Annotated in this window: 13 protein-coding genes and 1 tRNA gene; 7 read left to right on the forward strand and 7 right to left on the reverse strand. The window is 68.5% G+C overall.

Going from position 1 to position 17,264, the window contains the following annotated elements; translation table 11 throughout:
* Window positions 1–3 precede the first annotated feature (3 nt).
* From FBR43_RS00490 to pheT, 6 genes are all read left to right on the forward strand, one after another.
* A complete protein-coding gene (locus FBR43_RS00490) occupies window positions 4–948 on the forward strand; it encodes an isocitrate lyase/PEP mutase family protein (protein ID WP_136941294.1) in 945 nt (314 codons plus the stop codon).
* 522 nt (window positions 949–1,470) lie between these two features.
* The gene (locus tag FBR43_RS00495) at window positions 1,471–2,664 is read left to right on the forward strand and encodes an efflux RND transporter periplasmic adaptor subunit (protein ID WP_136941295.1); all 1,194 of its coding nucleotides are present in this window, start codon (window positions 1,471–1,473) and stop codon (window positions 2,662–2,664) included.
* Window positions 2,661–5,873: an efflux RND transporter permease subunit gene (locus FBR43_RS00500; RefSeq protein WP_136941296.1), complete on the forward strand. Its 3,213-nt coding sequence runs from the start codon at window positions 2,661–2,663 to the stop codon at window positions 5,871–5,873. Before FBR43_RS00495 ends, FBR43_RS00500 begins: the two co-directional genes overlap by 4 nt.
* A complete protein-coding gene (locus tag FBR43_RS00505) occupies window positions 5,870–7,345 on the forward strand; it encodes an efflux transporter outer membrane subunit (RefSeq protein ID WP_249276378.1) in 1,476 nt (491 codons plus the stop codon). Before FBR43_RS00500 ends, FBR43_RS00505 begins: the two co-directional genes overlap by 4 nt.
* A 63-nt stretch (window positions 7,346–7,408) precedes the next feature.
* Window positions 7,409–8,500 (forward strand): phenylalanine--tRNA ligase subunit alpha, encoded by a 1,092-nt coding sequence (pheS, locus tag FBR43_RS00510; protein WP_136941297.1) that lies wholly within the window; start codon window positions 7,409–7,411, stop codon window positions 8,498–8,500.
* Window positions 8,501–8,600: 100 nt separating this feature from the next.
* Complete coding sequence (pheT, locus tag FBR43_RS00515; RefSeq protein WP_136941298.1) at window positions 8,601–10,967, forward strand: phenylalanine--tRNA ligase subunit beta; 2,367 nt, start codon at window positions 8,601–8,603, stop codon at window positions 10,965–10,967.
* A 31-nt stretch (window positions 10,968–10,998) separates the two neighbouring features.
* On the opposite strand, the gene FBR43_RS00520 is transcribed toward pheT, so the two are convergent.
* The 5 genes from FBR43_RS00520 to infA form a co-directional block, all read right to left on the reverse strand.
* Window positions 10,999–11,074: transfer RNA gene (locus FBR43_RS00520), tRNA-Phe, on the reverse strand.
* A gap of 29 nt (window positions 11,075–11,103) precedes the next feature.
* Window positions 11,104–11,301 carry a DNA gyrase inhibitor YacG gene (locus FBR43_RS00525; RefSeq protein WP_169542417.1) on the reverse strand — a complete coding sequence of 66 codons (198 nt, stop codon included), beginning with the start codon at window positions 11,299–11,301 and terminating at the stop codon, window positions 11,104–11,106.
* 11 nt (window positions 11,302–11,312) lie between these two features.
* Window positions 11,313–12,257, reverse strand: coding sequence for a ribonuclease (locus FBR43_RS00530; protein WP_136941300.1), 945 nt, complete (start codon window positions 12,255–12,257; stop codon window positions 11,313–11,315).
* Window positions 12,250–12,819 (reverse strand): Maf family protein, encoded by a 570-nt coding sequence (locus tag FBR43_RS00535; protein ID WP_136941301.1) that lies wholly within the window; start codon window positions 12,817–12,819, stop codon window positions 12,250–12,252. Before FBR43_RS00535 ends, FBR43_RS00530 begins: the two co-directional genes overlap by 8 nt.
* 12 nt (window positions 12,820–12,831) lie before the next feature.
* Window positions 12,832–13,050: a translation initiation factor IF-1 gene (gene infA / locus FBR43_RS00540; RefSeq protein WP_066578926.1), complete on the reverse strand. Its 219-nt coding sequence runs from the start codon at window positions 13,048–13,050 to the stop codon at window positions 12,832–12,834.
* 166 nt (window positions 13,051–13,216) lie between these two features.
* On the opposite strand from infA, the gene FBR43_RS00545 reads away from it, so the two are divergent.
* Complete coding sequence (locus FBR43_RS00545; RefSeq protein ID WP_136941302.1) at window positions 13,217–13,972, forward strand: energy transducer TonB; 756 nt, start codon at window positions 13,217–13,219, stop codon at window positions 13,970–13,972.
* Window positions 13,973–14,003: 31 nt separating this feature from the next.
* Here the strand turns inward: FBR43_RS00545 and FBR43_RS00550 are convergent, their stop codons facing one another.
* The gene (locus FBR43_RS00550) at window positions 14,004–16,178 is read right to left on the reverse strand and encodes a sodium-translocating pyrophosphatase (RefSeq protein ID WP_136941303.1); all 2,175 of its coding nucleotides are present in this window, start codon (window positions 16,176–16,178) and stop codon (window positions 14,004–14,006) included.
* A 124-nt stretch (window positions 16,179–16,302) separates the two neighbouring features.
* Window positions 16,303–17,193: a thiamine-phosphate kinase gene (gene thiL / locus FBR43_RS00555; RefSeq protein ID WP_136941758.1), complete on the reverse strand. Its 891-nt coding sequence runs from the start codon at window positions 17,191–17,193 to the stop codon at window positions 16,303–16,305.
* Window positions 17,194–17,264: the final 71 nt, after the last annotated feature.

A 17,264-nucleotide genomic window follows, 5' to 3' on the forward strand; every position in this document is an offset into this window, starting at 1 on the left:
CTCATGGCCAAGAAGACCCTGCGACAATTGCTCGAGACCGCCGATCGCTGTGTCGTCGCGCCCTGCGTCTATGATTGTGCATCGGCGCGCGCGGTGGAGATGGTGGGCTTCGAGGCCATGATGCTGTCAGGCGGCGAAGTGTCGATCGCGATGAACGGCGTGATCGACTATGGCTTCAGCAATCTGACCGATATCGAGTGGATCACCAGCCGCATCGCGCAGACCTCGCCGATCCCGCTGGCGGCGGACATCGAGGACGGGTTCGGCGGCCCGCTCGCGGTCTATCGCAGCGCGCGCCGCATGGCGATGGCCGGCGCCACGGCGCTACAGCTCGAGGACGCCGACGACATGGAGGAGTCGACCGGGCTGCTCCCGCGCGAGAAATATCTGGCGAAGGTGAAGGCCGCGCTCGCCGCGCTCGAAGGCACCGACTGCTTCCTCATCGCGCGCACCAATGCCGACCCCGAAACGCAGATGGACGAAGGCTGCGAGCGGATGCGGCTGGCGCACGAGATGGGCGCGAAGATGACCACCGTGGTCAAGATCGGCACGCTCGATCACGCGAAGTACGTCTCCGAGCGCGTGCCCGGCTGGAAGATGTTTCCCGACGTGCGCGATATCGACGGCAAGCCCGCCGTGACGGTCGACCAGATCCATCCGCTCGGCTTCAACATGATGACGATGCACTACACGCTGAAGGCCGCGATGGACGGCATGCTCGAGCACGGAAAGCATAATTTCGCGCAACAGGGCTGCCACTATACCTGCCAGAAGGTCGATGCGACGGGCATCATGGGCATGAGCGCCACGCCGCTGTTCGATCCGCAAAGCTACATGGAGCTCGAAGGCCGCTTCAGCGGGCGCGACAAGGAATATACGATCGTCGGTAATCAGGTGGAGGAATTCCCCGAAGGCTTCGTGCGCTCGCGCATCGACGATCGACTGTAATCGACCGCCCTCTCCCCTGCATGCCCGGTCGCCCTCGGCGGCCGGGCATCTTTTTGTCAGCACCGCCGCCGCGTACCGGGTGTCGATGGCGATGCGTGAGCGCGCCCGCGCGGGTGGCGCGCGCCGGGCGGCAGCGTGGTACCACGCATCGGATCGATGATGCTGGCCTCGGCGGCGAGGTCGCACAGCAGGCCGAGTTGCCGCAGGCGGGACATGCGGGCTCCCGTTGACGATTGGGAAACCCTAACCGATCGTAAATCGTGAAGTTTCGCGCAATAAGGGTTAACGCGCGGAGCGTACGCGACCGTACCGGCGCCACATGCATGGCGGGTAAGCCACTTGCGTTACAGGCTTTCGGACAGGCCCCGCTTGCGCGTGCCGGGTAAATGAACGAAACGATGATGACTGTACGGAACCGTCCATCATTTCCGGTCGTTCCGCGCCGGTTCATCGCGGCTTCACCTTGCATCCCCGAGGTCAGCCACGGTGGCATACTGTTCCTTCCGTGACGAGGCCTCCCCTTTGCGTCTGACCCAAGCGAGCCTCGCTCCGCTGCTATGCCTGCTTGCCGCTTGTGGCGGCGGCGGGGAGGATGCGCAGAAGAAAGGCCAGCAGGGGCCGCCCGAAGCGGGCTTCGTCGTGCTGCGTGCCGAGGCCGTGCCGCTGGTGTCCGAACTCGCCGGGCGTACCGCGGCGTTCGAGACCTCGGACGTCCGCCCGCAGGTATCAGGCGTGGTGCAGGCACGGCTGTTCACCGAAGGCGCGATGGTCACGCGCGGCCAGACGCTCTACCGCATCGATCCGAGCATCTACCGTGCCGCGGTGGCCGAGGCCCGCGCTAATCTGGCCAATGCCGAAGCCAATCTGACCGCGCAGCAGGCACGCGCCGACCGCTTTCGCCCGCTCGCCGAGATCGAGGCCGTGTCGCGCCAGGAATATACCGATGCGCAGGCCGCCGCGCGCCAGGCGGCCGCCGCCGTGCAGCAGCAGCGCGCGCTCCTCGATACCGCGCAGATCAACCTGCGCTTCACCAACGTGCCCGCCCCCATCACCGGACGCATCGGCCGCAGCCTCGTCACCACTGGCGCGCTCGTCACGGCCAATCAGGCCGAGGCGATGACGATGATCCAGCGGCTCGACCCGATCTTCGTCGATATCCAGCAATCGAGCGCCGATCTGCTCGCGCTCCGACGCGCGCTGGCAAGCGAGGGCGTGGTGCCCTCGTCGGCCGAGGTGCGGCTGCGCCTCGAGGACGGCAGCGACTATCCGCAGGTAGGCACGCTCCAGTTCGCCGAGGCGATGGTCGATCCGCAGACCGGCGCGGTCACGCTGCGTGCACGCTTCCCCAATCCGCAGGGCCTGCTGCTGCCCGGCATGTTCGTGCGCGCGCGCTTCAGCCAGTCGACCGCGCCCGCCGGGCTGCTGGTGCCGCAGGCCGCGGTATCGCGCGATCCGCGCGGCGTGGCGACGGTGTTCGTGATCGGTCCCGACAACAAGGCGGTGCGGCGCAACGTTCGTGCCGAGCGCACCGTGGGCGATGCGTGGCTGGTGACGGCGGGCGTGCGCGCCGGCGATCGTGTGATTACCGAGGGGCTCGGTCGGATCGAGGCGGGCCAGCCGGTCCGGCCGGTGCCGGCAGGCACGCCGCGTCGCGCGCCGGCGCCGCAGGTCAAGGGCGGTGAAGGCAATGCACAGGCGGGTGCCGCCGCGCGATGATCTCGCGCATCTTCATCGACCGGCCGATCTTCGCCTGGGTCATCGCGATCGTCATCATGCTGGCAGGCGTCGGCGCGATCGCGGTGCTGCCGATCGAGCAATATCCCGATATCGCCCCGCCCGAAGTCAATGTGCGCGCAAGCTATCCCGGCGCGTCCGCGGAGATCCTCGAATCGTCGGTGACGCAGGTGCTCGAACAGCAGCTGACGGGCATCGACGGGCTGCTCTATTTCACCTCCAATTCGAGTTCGTCGGGCAGCGTCTCGATCTCGGTGACGTTCGAGAAGGGCACCGATCCCGACATCGCGCAGGTGCAGGTGCAGAACCAGGTGCAGCAGGCGCTGCCCCGGTTGCCGCAGCAGGTGCAGCAGCAGGGCCTGCGCGTCACCAAGTCGAGCTCGGACCCACTGCTCATCGTGTCGGTCTACGATTCGACCGATCGCACCACCAATATCGACGTGGCCGACTATCTGATCTCGAACCTCCAGGACACGCTGGGCCGCGTGCCCGGCGTCGGCGAGGTGGACGTGTTCGGCGCGCAATATGCCATGCGCATCTGGCTCGATCCCTATCGCCTGTCGTCGGTCGGCCTGATGCCGGGCGACGTTATCGCCGCTATCCAGGCACAGAATACGCAGGTCGCCGCCGGTCAGCTCGGCCAGCAGCCCTCGCCGCAGGGCCAGATGCTCAATGCGACGGTGACCGCCAAGTCGCGTCTCACCACGCCCGAGCAGTTCCGCGCGATCATCGTCAAGACGCAGACCGACGGATCGAAGGTGCTGCTGCGCGACGTCGCGAGGGTCGAGCTGGGCGCCGAGAGCTACACCATCATCAGCCGCCTGAACGGTCATCCGGCCGCAGGCATGGCGATCCGCCCCGCGCCTGGCGCCGACGCGCTGCAGACCTCCGATCTGGTGAAGGAGGCGATCGCCGAGGCCGCGCGCGGCTTCCCCGACGGCTATGAATATACCTTCCCCGAGGATGCGACCGCGTTCATCCGCCTGTCGGTGAAGGAAGTGGTCAAGACGCTGATCGAGGCAATCATCCTCGTCGTCATCGTCATGTTCGTGTTCCTGCAAAGCTGGCGCGCGACGCTGATCCCCGCGATCGCGGTGCCGGTGGTGCTGCTGGGATGTTTCGCGGTGCTCGCGATCACGGGATTCACGATCAACACGCTCACCCTGTTCGGTCTCGTCCTGTCGATCGGACTGCTCGTCGATGACGCGATCGTCGTCGTCGAGAATGTCGAGCGCGTGATGGAAGAGAACCCCGACATGTCGCCGCGCGAGGCGACGATCCAGTCGATGGGCGAGATCCAGATCGCGCTGATCGCAATCGCGCTCGTGCTGTCGGCAGTGTTCGCGCCGATGGCGTTTTTCGGCGGATCGGTGGGCGAGATATACCGTCAGTTCTCGATCACCGTCATCTCGGCGATGATCCTGTCGGTGGTAGTGGCGCTGGTATTGTCGCCGGCGCTGACCGCGACGCTGTTCAAGCGGCACTCAGAAAAGCAGCAGCCGCGCACGCGCGCGGGGCAGTTTCTCAAGCGCATGGGCGGCAAGTTCAATCGCGGCTTCGAGCGAACCTCGGAGAAGTATCGCGACGCGGTGCGCTGGATCTTCGGCCGACGCATTCTGGCGCTCGGTGTCTATGCCGGTCTCTGCGCCGTGCTGGTGCTCGTGTTCCTCGGCCTGCCGTCGAGCTTTCTACCAACCGAGGATCAGGGCCGTGCTTCGTTCCAGTTCACGCTGCCGACCGGCGCCACGCTCGAGCGCACGCTCGACGTCGCCGCCGAGATCGAGGAGCATCTGACGCGCACCGAAGGCGAGAACATCGCCTCGCTCTATGTCATCGCCGGCACGGGCACCGGCGGCGCGGGACAGAATGCCGGCCGTGGTTTCATGAATCTCAAGCCATGGGACGAACGTGAAGGCGTCGAGAACGCATCGACCTCGATCACCGCGCGTGCTTCGCGAGCCTTGGGCAATCTGCGCGACGCCGAGTTCTTCGCGCTCAATCCACCGCCGGTGCGTGGCCTTGGCCAGACGGGCGGCTTCACGATGCAGCTGCTCAACGCCGGCGGCCTCGACCGCGAGACGTTCAAGGCGCGGCGCGATGCCCTGATCGCGGCCGCACGCGCCGATCCGCTGCTCACGTCGGTGCGCCAGAACGAGTTGCAGGACATTCCCACGCTCGAAGTGCTGATCGACCAGGAAAAGGCGGGCGCGCTCGGGCTCGATCCCGATCAGGTCGATTCGACGCTTTCGGCGGCATGGGGCGGGGTTTACGTTAACGACTTCGTCGATCGCGGCCGCGTGAAGCGCGTGTTCGTGCAGGGCGATGGCCAGTATCGTGCCCGCCCCGAGGATCTGGGCGACTGGTTCGTGCGCGGTGCCAATGGCCAGATGGCGCCCTTCTCGTCCTTCGCCGAGACGCGCTGGTCGACCGCGCCGACGACGCTGGCGCGCTTCAACGGCGTGCCTTCGTACCAGATCCAGGGCGAGCCCGCCGAGGGCGAAAGCACCGGCGCCGCGATGGACCGGATGATTGAGCTCGCCGCCGAACAACCGGGCACCGGCGTGGCGTGGAGCGGGCTTTCGTATCAGGAGCGCGAGGCCGGTGGACAGGCGCCCTTGCTCTACGGGCTGTCGCTGCTCGTCGTTTTCCTGTGCCTTGCTGCGCTGTACGAAAGCTGGTCGGTGCCGCTGGCGGTGCTGCTCATCATCCCGCTGGGGCTGCTCGGCGCCGTCGTCGCGGTGGCGCTGCGCGGGCTCGACGCCGACGTGTATTTTCAGGTCGGGCTGCTCACCACCATGGGCCTGTCGGCGAAGAACGCGATCCTCATCGTCGAGTTCGCCGAACAGGCCGAGCGCGAAGGCATGAGCCCGATCGATGCCTCGCTCGAAGCCGCGCGGCTGCGCCTGCGCCCTATCCTGATGACGAGCTTCGCGTTCATCTTCGGCGTGGTGCCGCTGGCCATCTCGACGGGCGCGGGCGCTGCCAGCCGCGTCGCGATCGGTACCGCGACGATCGGCGGCATGATCGCCGCGACGGTGCTCGCGATCTTCTTCGTACCGCTGTTCTACGTGCTGGTGCGCAGCCTGTTCGGCGGCAAGGTGCACGGCGCCGAGGAAGCCGAGCGCGAACGCCGCGAGGCCGAGGCCGAGGCCGACGCGGGCACGCGCGATGCCGAGCCGAGGCCCGCATGATGCGCATGCGGGCGATGCTGCTGGCGGCGCTGCCGCTGCTTGCCGCGGGGTGCAGCCTTGCGCCCGACTATGCGCGGCCGGGCGCGCCGGTGCCGCCCGCTTTCCCACAGGGCGGCCCCTACCCCGCCTTGCCCGCGACCGGTGTGGCGCCCGTCGCCTATCCCGACATCTTCCGCGATGCGCGCCTGCAGACTGTTATCGGCCGGGCGCTCGCCAACAACCAGAATCTGCAAGTGGCGCTGGCCAATGTCCGCGCCGCGCGCGGCCAGCTACGCATCGCGCGCGCGGGCCTGCTGCCCGCCTTCGGGCTTTCGGGCGCCGCGTCGATCGCGCGCAACCGCGGCGCGGCGGCGGGCATCAACGGCGGCGGCGGTGGCGTGACCGAGCAATATCGGTTGCAGGCCGGCCTCACCGCATTCGAGATCGACCTGTTCGGCCGCGTACGATCGGGCGCCGAGGCGACGCTCAACGAATATCTGGCGACCGAGGCAGGCAGTCGCGCCGCCCGGCTGACGCTGATCGCCGAGACCGCGAGCGCCTTCTACACGCTCGCCGCCGATCGCAGCCTGCTCACGGTAGCCGAGGAAACGGTGGCCAGCGCGCAGCGCACCGTCGATCTCACCAATGCGCGGCTGCGCGGCGGCATCGTTGCGCGTACCGATCTGCGCCAGGCCGAGACGATCCTTCGGCAGGCCGAATCGGATCGCGCCGATCTGCGCGCGCTGGTGGCGCAGGATCGCAACGCGCTCGAGCTGCTCGTGGGCGCGCCTGTGACCGATGCCGAACTTCCGGTCTCTATTGAAGCCGCCGACGGGCTGATCGCCCCGCCCCCCGCCGGCCTTGATTCGCGCGTGCTGCTTGGGCGGCCTGACGTGGTGCAGGCCGAATATGCGCTGCGTGCCGCCAATGCCCGCATCGGCGTGGCGCGCGCCAATTTCTTCCCAACGCTGAGCCTCACCGGGCTGGCGGGCTTCGCTTCGACCGCGCTCGGCGCGTTGTTCTCGGGCGACAGCCTCATCTACAACGCTGGCGCCAATCTCGACGCGCCGCTGTTCCAGGGCGGCGCGCTCCGCGGCAATCTCGAGCTGACCGAGGCGCAGCGCGATGCGCTGCTCGCGCAATATCGCCTCTCGATCCAGACCGCGTTCCGCGAGGTCGCCGATGCGCTGGCACGGCGCGGCACGATCGAGGAGCAACTGACCGCGCAGCGCGGGCTCGAAGCCGCTGCCGCCGACAGCCTGCGCATCGCCGAGGCGCGCTATCGCGAGGGGATCGACGCCTATCTGCTGACGCTCGATGCCCAGCGCACGCTCTACAATGCGCGGCGCAGCGTGGTGGCGACGCGGCTGGCACGCGCCGACAATCTGGTCGAGCTGTATCGCACGCTGGGCGGCGGCGATCTGATCGTCGAGGCAATCCCCGCCGCACCCGAAACGCCGCGCGCAGGGCCGGTGCTGCGCGGCGAACGCTGATGCGGGGTTGATTTCGTGCGCGCGCTGGGGTTCGACGCTGGCACGCGCAACGGAAGGACCGCCATGCACGACATCGACACGCTCCGCAGCAGCCTGATCGCGCGGATCGACGCCGCCGACACGCCCGATGCGGTGGAGGCACTGCGCGTCGAGGCGCTGGGCAAGCAAGGTGCGGTAACGGCGCTGCTAAAGTCGCTGGGCGCCATGTCGGCTGACGAGCGCCAGACCGCCGGCCCCGCGATCCATAGCCTGCGCGAAAGCGTAACGGCGGCGATCGGCGCGCGCAAGGCCGCGCTCGACCGCGCGCTGCTCGATGCGCGTCTGGCCGCCGAGACGCTCGACATGACGCTCCCCGTCGACGCGGGCACGCCCGGCAGCGTCCACCCCGTCAGCCAGGTGATGGACGAGCTGGCCGAGATCTTCGCCGACATGGGCTTCGCCGTCGCCACCGGCCCCGAGATCGAGGACGACTGGCACAATTTCACCGCGCTCAACATTCCCGAGACGCATCCCGCGCGGGCGATGCACGATACCTTCTACTGCGACGGACCGAGCACCGGCGACGACGGTGCGCGCATGGTGCTGCGCACGCACACCTCGCCGGTGCAGATCCGCACGATGATGACGCAGAAGCCGCCGATTCGCATCATCGCGCCGGGGCGCGTCTATCGATCGGACTCGGATGCCACGCACACGCCGATGTTCCACCAGATCGAAGGGCTGGTGATCGACAAGGGCATCACGCTCGGCCACCTCAAATGGACGCTCGAAACCTTTCTCAAGGCATTCTTCGAGCGCGACGACATCGTGCTGCGGCTACGATCGAGCTATTTCCCCTTCACCGAACCCTCGGTCGAGGTCGATGTCGGCTATTCGATGGTCAAGGGGAAGCGCGTCATCGGCGGCGCGGAAGGCTGGATGGAAGTGCTGGGCAGCGGCATGGTCCATCGCAAGGTGATCGCCAATTGCGGTCTCGATCCCGACGAATGGCAGGGCTTCGCCTTCGGCACCGGCGTCGATCGCCTCGCGATGCTAAAATACGGCATGGACGATCTGCGCGCCTTCTTCGACGGCGACCTGCGCTGGCTTCGGCATTACGGCTTCGCCGCGCTCGACGTGCCGACACTGTCGGGCGGCGTCGGCGTCGCGGCCTAGCAAGACGTCGCCCCAGCGAAGGCTGGGGCCTCCTGGTTGCCACGCGCAACGCCCTATCATGGAAAGACCCCCGCTTTCGCTGGGGTGACGGGTTGAGAAGATGAAGTTCACGCTGAGCTGGCTCAAGGATCACCTTGAAACCACCGCCGATCTCGACACAATCCTCTCCGTGCTCACGCGCATCGGGCTCGAGGTCGAAGGCGTCGAGAACCCCGCCGCGCGCTTCGCGGGCTTTACCGTCGCGCGCGTGCTCACCGCCGAGCGGCATCCGCAGGCCGACAAGCTCCAGGTGCTGACCGTCGATACCCGCAGCGGAGATCCGTTGCAGGTAGTCTGCGGCGCGCCCAATGCCCGCGCGGGGCTGGTGGGCGTGCTCGGCACGCCGGGCGCGGTAGTGCCCGCCAACGGAATGCAGCTCAAGGTCTCGGCGATCCGTGGCGTCGAATCGAACGGCATGATGTGTTCGAGCCGCGAGCTCGAACTCGGCGACGATCATGACGGCATCATCGAACTGGCCGCCGACGCGCCGATCGGCACCGCCTTTGCCGATTTCGCACAGCTAGACGATCCCGTCATCGACGTGTCGATCACGCCTAACCGGCAGGATTGCATGGGTGTGCGCGGCATTGCGCGAGACCTTGCCGCCGCGGGGCTTGGCACGCTCAAGCCGCTCGCCGCCGATCCGGTGCCGGGCGAAGGCCCCGGCCCAGAGGTGCGCACCGACGATGCCGAAGGCTGCCCCGCTTTCTACGCACAGGCCGTCTCGGGCGTCTCCAACGGCGCCTCGCCCGACTGGATGCAGCGCCGGCTGAAGGCGATCGGCCAGAAGCCGATCTCGGCGCTGGTCGACATCACCAATTATGTGATGATCGATCTGGGCCGCCCGCTCCACGTCTACGACCGCGCAAAGCTCACCGGCGCGCTCGTTGCGCGGCGCGCGCGCGAAAGCGAGCAGGTGCTGGCGCTCAACGGCAAGACCTATGCGCTCATGCCTGAAATGACGGTGATCGCCGACGACGCGCACGTGCACGACATCGGCGGCATCATGGGCGGCGAGGATTCGGGAGTGTCGGACACGACGACCGACGTGCTCATCGAATGCGCCTATTTCACGCCCGAGCATATCGCGCGCACCGGCCAGGCACTCAACCTCACCAGCGATGCCCGCCAGCGCTTCGAACGCGGCGTCGATCCCGCCTTTCTCGAGGACGGGCTCGCCATCGCCACGCGCATGGTGCTCGACCTGTGCGGCGGCGAAGCGAGCGGCGTCACGCGCGCCGGAACGCCGCCGGTCGCGATGCCGAGCTTCACCTATGATCCGGCACTCAGCGAGCGGCTGGGTGGGCTGGCGGTGCCTGCCGAGCGGCAGCGCGGGCTGCTGACCGTCCTGGGCTTCGAGGTGACCGACGACTGGCAGGTGACACCGCCGACATGGCGGCGCGACATCGACGGGCCGGCCGATCTGGTCGAGGAAGTCATCCGCCTCGAAGGGCTCGACGAGGTACCGTCGGTGCCGCTGCCGCGCGCCGAAGGCGTCGCGCGACCCACCGCCACGCCCGATCAGAAGCTTGAGCGCCGGCTGCGCCGCGCCGCCGCCGCACGCGGGCTGCACGAGGCGGTGACGTGGAGCTTCATCTCCGAGAAGCACGCCGCGATCTTCGGCGGCGGCGCGTGGACACTGGCCAACCCCATCAGCGAGGACATGAAGGTCATGCGCCCGTCGCTGCTGCCGGGACTGCTCGCAGCGGCGCAGCGCAACCTCGCTCGCGGCGCCACCGGCGTGCGGCTGTTCGAGCTCGGCCGGCGCTACGGTGCCGATGCCGAGCGCGCGACGCTCACGCTGGTGCTGGCAGGCGAACGCAGCCCGCGCGGCTGGCAGCGCGGCAAGGCACAGCGTTTCGACGCCTATGACGCCAAGGCCGAGGCGCTCGGCCTGCTCGAGGCGGCGGGCGCACCGGTGGCCAACCTGCAAGTGATGGGAGAGGCAGGCGATGCCTGGCATCCCGGCCAGTCGGCGACGCTACGGCTCGGCCCCAAGACGGTGCTCGCCGCCTTCGGCATGCTGCACCCGCAGGTGACGCGTGCCTTCGATCTCGATGGCGAGGTCGCGGCGGTCGAGCTCTATCTCGATGCGCTGCCCGCACGGCGCGCATCGGGCTTCATGCGTGCGGCCTATACCCCGCCCGCGCTGCAACCCGTGCGCCGCGACTTTGCGTTCCTCGTGCCAGCGACGCTCGCGGCCGACCAGCTGGTGCGCGCGGTGAAGGGCGCCGAGAAGGCGACGATCGTCGAGGCGCGGCTGTTCGACGTGTTCACCGGTGGCGGCATGGAAGAAGGTACCAAGAGCCTTGCGGTCGAAATCACGCTGCAACCCGGCGAGCGCAGCTTCACCGACGAGGAGCTGAAGGCGGTGTCCGACAAGGTGGTCGCGGCGGCGTCGAAGCTGGGAGCCGTGCTGCGCGGCTGATGAAGCGCCGCCGACGGTTCGCGAGAAACGATGGTGCCCGGGGACGGAGTCGAACCGCCGACACTGCGATTTTCAGTCGCATGCTCTACCAACTGAGCTACCCGGGCATCGCCGATCGGCGTCGGGAGGGGGCCTCTTAGTCGCGGTCGCCGGGCGTGTCCAGCCCGCTTTGCGCGCCTTCGGCATCATCGGGATCGATCGCGGCACCGGGCAGGCGATAACCCTCGCCCAGCCATTGCAGCAGATCGCGATCCTTGCAGCCGCGCGAGCAGAAGGGCGCGTACTCGGCGTGCGTCGGCTGGCCGCAGATCGGGCAGCCCTTGGCCTTTGCCATCAGCGTGTCTCCTACGCGATGAAGGTGATGGCGCGCCCCGTACGCCGCGCCAGCGCGTCGGTCCAGTCGGGACGCTCGGTGAGGCGGCGGGCGATGGCGGGCGGCACACGATAGTCGGTAGCGCCGCCCGGTGGCTCGCGCTCGATGCGGCGCAGCAGAGCGCGCGCGGCATGGCCGACCGGATCGCCGAGGATCGCCTCGGGCAGTGAGGCGCGCGCGCGGCGCCGCACGATCTGCAGGAAACCGAAGCCGTTGAGCGCGGTGCGCTCGAACGGTTGTGGCAGTGCCGCGTCGATCGCGTCGGCCACGGCGTTGCGCTCGGTCTTGCTGGCGAGCGTGGGGAAATCGACGCCGATCGAGCCACCGATACCGTGCCGCTCGATCGCCTGCGCGACGGCGTGCGCGGCGGCGACGGCAAGCGGCCCATGCGGCGGCGGGCCATCGACATCGAACAGCGTCATCGCCGGCGTTACCGCCATGCGCAGGAATCCGCCGGCAAAGGCGATGTCGCCGCTCGTCGCTTCCTCGATCACTTCGGACCAGCCCGCTTCCTCGAGCGCATCGGGTTCGTGCGCGCGCAGCATGCGCACCGGCAGGCCGCTGGCTGCGATGCGTGCGGCGAGGTCGCGCCCGGCGCGCACCGGATCATCGCTGGGCACCGCCTTTGGCAGGCGCAGCCGCCCGCGCTCGATTATGCCCTCGCGCACGATGCGGACATTGAGGTACGCGCCCTGCGTGAGCGCGCGCGGCAGCGGCTCGACCAGCGCCTCGCCGCCGCCGTCGAGCGCGACCTTGCCGGTGCGCTCGCCGCTGCGATCGACCAGCCGCGCGCGCAGCACGGCGTCGACGCGCGGGCCGCCGTCATCGACCTCGATCCGCGCCTTCCAGATGCGCCCGCGCGAGACGAGTGCTGCGCGCGCCTCGCCGATGCCGGCCTCGTACAGCCATTCAGCCAAGCGGAAAGCCGGCAGCTTCGAGCAGCGCGCGCGTGTCGAACAGCGGCAGGCCGACGACGCCCGAATGGCTGCCCGACAGAAAGCGCACGAACGCCTCGGCACGGCCCTGGATGGCATAGCCGCCGGCCTTGCCCAGCCCCTCGCCGCACGCGAGATAGCGCTCGATCTCGGCGTCGCTCAGCCGCTTGAACGCGACCACGGTATCGCTGATGCGCGTACGCGCGCGCCCTTCGCAGTCGATCAAACAAATCGCCGACAGGCAGTGATGCCGCCGGCCCGAAAGCCGGCCGATCAATTCGCGCTGGAGGTCTAGCGTATCGGCGGGCGGCAGGATGCGCCGGCCGAGCGCGATGGTGGTATCGCCGGCGAGCACGATCTCGCCGTCGCCACGCTTCACCGCGCGCGCCTTGGCCTCGGCCAGCCGCAGCGCGTACACCCGCGGCAGCTCGGCCTTGAGCGGATTTTCATCGATATCGGGGGCCTCGATCCGATCGGGCACGACGCCGATGCGCGCAAGCAGATCGCGCCGGCGCGGGCTGGACGAGGCGAGGACGAGCCGCACCGGCGGCACGTCTTACTTGAAGCGGTAGGTGATGCGGCCCTTGGTGAGATCATAGGGTGTCAGCTCGACCAGCACCTCGTCCCCCACCAGCACGCGGATGCGGTTCTTACGCATCTTGCCCGCGGTATGCCCCAATATCTCGTGATCGTTTTCGAGGCGGACGCGGAACATCGCATTGGGGAGCAGTTCCACCACGCGGCCGCGCATCTCGAGCAGTTCTTCCTTGGCCAAACAAAGTCCTCGTCGGTTCGCGAAAAAGTCGCGGGGCTATACGCCGAAGCCCGCGAAAAGGGAAGCAGCACGCGCGGATCGCCACCGGCCGGAACATCAGCCGCGGTTCATCGCTGTTGCTGCAATCCCGATATGGGAAGCCCGGCGGTTTTTTCGAGCAGGTGACATGGCGTATCAGGCGCTTCGACGGGAGCAGCGGGCAGGCAGCGCGGCGGCGGCGCTGCTGGTGACGGGCGCGCTCGGCTGGGCGCTGGTCAATGGCCTGTCGGTCGAGTTCCAGCGGCGCGTGGCCGAGAGCCTGGCGGTGTTCGGCGTCGCGCCCGAGCCGCCCCCCCCGCCGCCCGTCGAGCTCGAACCCAATCCCGTGCGCGACGACCGTCCCGAGGGCGAGGCCGCGCCGCCCAACATCCGCTCGCGTCCTACCGAACTGGTGGCACCGCCGCCCGTCCTCCCCCTGCCCCCGCCGCCGGTGATCGTCGCCGAAAAGGCGGGGCCGGGCGCCGATGCGACGCAAGGGTCGGCCGATATCGTAGGACCAGGTACAGGCGCGGGTGGCGTGGGCGACGGCACGGGCAGCGGCGGCGCGGGCGATGGTGACGGTGCGGGCGGCGAGGAGACGCCGCCGCTGTGGCTCGCGGGCCGCATGCGCTTCGCCGACCTGCCGCGCTCGCTGCGCGGGCAAAATCTCGATGGCCGCGTCGAAGTGCGTTATCTTGTCGCCACCAACGGTCGCATCGAACGCTGCGAGATCGAACGATCGAGCGGCAACCCGCTGCTCGATCGCTCGACCTGCAACATCATCCGCGACCGCTTCCGCTTCGAACCCTCACGCGACGCGCGCGGACGGCCGGTGCCGGCGTGGGTAGTCGAAAGCCACGAATGGGTGATCGAGACCTTCGACGAGGAGGGGCGGCGGCGCTAGGGCCTGAACCCTCACGCGCCGCCCCCGCCCCTCACCCGCCGGCGAGCGCCGCCAGCAGCAGCAGCGCGACGATGTTGGTGATCTTGATCATCGGGTTCACGGCGGGGCCGGCAGTGTCCTTGTAGGGATCGCCCACGGTATCGCCCGTCACCGCCGCCTTGTGCGCTTCGCTACCCTTGCCGCCGTGATTGCCGTCCTCGATATATTTCTTGGCATTGTCCCACGCGCCACCGCCCGAGGTCATCGAAATGGCCACGAACAGGCCCGAGACGATGACGCCCAGCAGCATCGCCCCTAGCGCGGCGAAACCCTGTGCCTGCCCCGCCACCCAGGTGATGATGAAATATACCGCCACCGGGCTGACCACCGGCAGCAGCGAGGGGACGATCATCTCCTTGATCGCGGCGCGCGTCACGATGTCGACGGTGCGGGCATAGTTGGGTCGGCTGGTGCCCGCCATGATGCCGGGGTTCGATCGGAACTGCTCGCGCACATCCTCCACCACATGCCCCGCCGCGCGGCCCACCGCGGTCATCCCGAACGCCCCGAACAGATAGGGCAGCAAGGCTCCCAGCAGCAGCCCGACGATGACGTACGGGTTGGAGAGACTGAAATCGACCGTCAGCTCGGGGAAGAACTCCTTGAGATCAGTCGTGTAGGCGCCGAACAGCACCAGCGCCGCCAGCGCCGCCGATCCGATGGCATAGCCCTTGGTCACGGCCTTGGTGGTGTTGCCTACCGCGTCGAGCGCGTCGGTGCGCTGGCGCACGTCGTCGGGCATGCCTGCCATCTCGGCGATGCCGCCGGCATTGTCGGTGACGGGACCATAGGCATCGAGCGCGACAACCATGCCCGCGAGCGCCAGCAGCGAGGTGGCGGCGAACGCCACGCCGATGATGCCGGCAAGCTGATAGGTGGCGATCACCGCCACCACGATCACCAGCGTGGGCAGCGCGGTCGATTCGAGGCTGATCGCGAGGCCCTGGATCACGTTAGTGCCATGCCCCGTCTCGGATGCCTTGGCGATCGACTTGACCGGGCGATAATTGGTGCCGGTGTAGTATTCGGTGATCCACACCAACAGGCCAGTGACGGCCAGCCCGATCATCATGCACCAGAACAGGTCCCAGCCGTTGAAGCTGGCGCCCGTCGCCTCCACCGCGCCCGGCGTGTCGCCCAGCGCGAAATCGGTGCTGAGCGTGTCGGTGGCGGGTTCGAGGAAGCCGGCGCTGCCGATCGTCGCCGAAAGATCGCCCAGCACATAGGTGCTCGCCAGCCAGATCGCGGGCACCGACAGGATCACCGTGGTCCAGAAGCCCTTGTAGAGCGCACCCATGATCGACTGGCCCTTGCCCAGCCGCACCATATAGGTGCCGATGATCGAGGTGATGATGCACACGCCGCCGACCAGCAGCGGCAGCGCCATCAGCGCCAGCAACTGCTCGGTCGGCGCCTGTACCAGCAGCGCGATCGACACCATCGTCAGACCGAGCGTGACGACATAGGTCTCGAACAGGTCGGCGGCCATGCCCGCGCAGTCGCCCACATTGTCTCCCACATTGTCGGCGATCACGGCGGGATTGCGGGGATCGTCCTCGGGGATGCCGGCTTCGACCTTGCCCACCAGATCGGCGCCGACATCGGCGGCCTTGGTGAAGATGCCGCCGCCCAGCCTCGCGAAGATCGAGATGAGCGAGGCGCCGAAGGCAAGCGCGGTCAGCGTGTCGATGACGCGGCGGCCATTGGGCGCATCGCCGGCAACGGCTACCAGATACCAGAACAGTCCCGCGATCGAGAGCAGGCCGAGGCCCGCTACCAGCATCCCGGTGATCGCGCCCGAGCGGAAGGCGAGCGTGAGGCCGCCCTGCAACGATCCGCGTGCCGCCTCGGCGGTGCGCACGTTCGCACGTACCGAGATGTTCATGCCGACATAGCCCGCGACGCCCGACAGCACCGCACCGATGAGGAATCCGACGGTCGAATAGATGCCGAGCGTCGGCAGCAGGATGACGGCGACGACGACGCCGACGATCGCGATCGTGATATATTGCCGGCCGAGATAGGCCTTGGCGCCTTCCTGGATCGCGGCGGCGATATCCTGCATTCGCGCATCGCCCGCGGGTGCGCGCAGCACCTGTCCGCTAGTGAAAAATCCGTAGACAACGGCCAACACGCCGCACGCAATGGCGAGATACACGATCGTCATGTCGCTCTGTTCCCCTCGTCCTATGGTCGCGCCAAATGCGGTTCATGCCGCATTCGGTCGCGTTGCCATGGGTATAAAGAGCGAAAGTTGCAGCGCAAGCAGGGTCTTGCGCACGCTTGCTGCGTCAGTCGTGCAACCAGCCGAGCGAAGCCGGCAGCGGCAGCGGCGCGCCGGCGCCGTGGATCGAAAGCCCCCTGCCGCCAGCGAACCCGCCGATCCGCGTCGCCGCGACGGGGGGCGCGCGGTCGCCCGCGAGCGCGAACAAGAGCTGATAATCGTCGCCGGCGGTGCATGCCGCGAGGCGGCTTGCGCGCGTATCGCCGGCAAAAGCCGTCAACGCAGCCGAAAGCGGCACCGCCGCGAGATCGATCGAGACGGCACAGCCGCTGGCATCGGCCATGCGCGCGGCGTCGATCAGCAGCCCGTCGGAAACGTCCATCATCGCCGAAACATGCGCCGCGAGCGCCCGCCCCTCGGCCAGCAGCGGCTGCGGCCGGCGATAGGCGGCAAGCAGCGCCGCCGGCCCTTCGCGCCCGCGCGCGATCGCAAGCCCCGCCCCCGCATCGCCGATGCTGCCCGTCACCCACAGCGCATCGCCCGCGCGCGCGCCGCCGCGCAGCGGCGCCGCCGCACTGCGACCGATCGCCGTGAGCGACAGCGTGCGCGGGCCGCTGGTGCGCACGGTGTCGCCGCCCAGCAACGGACAGTCGAGCGCTGCGCACGCCTCGCCCAGCCCTGCGAGGAACGCGCGGTCGAAATCATCGTGGCCCAGCGCATAGCCGAGCAGCGCACCGACGGGCACCGCCCCCTTGGCGGCAAGATCGGACAGATTGGCGGCGAGCAGCTTCCACGCCACATCGCCGGGCGGATCGCCGGGCAGATAGTGCACCCCCTCGACGATCATGTCCTTGGTGAAGATCAGGTCGCCCAGATGCGCGGCATCGTCGGCCAGTCCATGCGCGCCGGGATGCAGCGGCAGGCCACGCAACGCGGCGATGAACTCGGCCTCGGTCATGGCCATGCGTGTAGGCGCGCAGTGGTGACGCGACAATGCGCCTATCGGCGGCCCGCAATCGGCGGCTAGGA

Source organism: Sphingomonas baiyangensis (assembly GCF_005144715.1).
In the GTDB taxonomy this organism is placed as follows: Bacteria; Pseudomonadota; Alphaproteobacteria; order Sphingomonadales; family Sphingomonadaceae; genus Sphingomonas; species Sphingomonas baiyangensis.

Coding starts and splice junctions, on each gene's coding strand:
- FBR43_RS00545 (WP_136941302.1), top strand. CDS start 13,217: ATGGCGTATCAGGCGCTTCGACGGGAGCAGCGGGCAGGCAGCGCGGCG.
- thiL (WP_136941758.1), bottom strand. CDS start 17,193: ATGACCGAGGCCGAGTTCATCGCCGCGTTGCGTGGCCTGCCGCTGCAT.
- FBR43_RS00525 (WP_169542417.1), bottom strand. CDS start 11,301: ATGGCAAAGGCCAAGGGCTGCCCGATCTGCGGCCAGCCGACGCACGCC.
- FBR43_RS00500 (WP_136941296.1), top strand. CDS start 2,661: ATGATCTCGCGCATCTTCATCGACCGGCCGATCTTCGCCTGGGTCATC.
- pheS (WP_136941297.1), top strand. CDS start 7,409: ATGCACGACATCGACACGCTCCGCAGCAGCCTGATCGCGCGGATCGAC.
- FBR43_RS00505 (WP_249276378.1), top strand. CDS start 5,870: ATGATGCGCATGCGGGCGATGCTGCTGGCGGCGCTGCCGCTGCTTGCC.
- pheT (WP_136941298.1), top strand. CDS start 8,601: ATGAAGTTCACGCTGAGCTGGCTCAAGGATCACCTTGAAACCACCGCC.
- FBR43_RS00550 (WP_136941303.1), bottom strand. CDS start 16,178: ATGACGATCGTGTATCTCGCCATTGCGTGCGGCGTGTTGGCCGTTGTC.
- FBR43_RS00490 (WP_136941294.1), top strand. CDS start 4: ATGGCCAAGAAGACCCTGCGACAATTGCTCGAGACCGCCGATCGCTGT.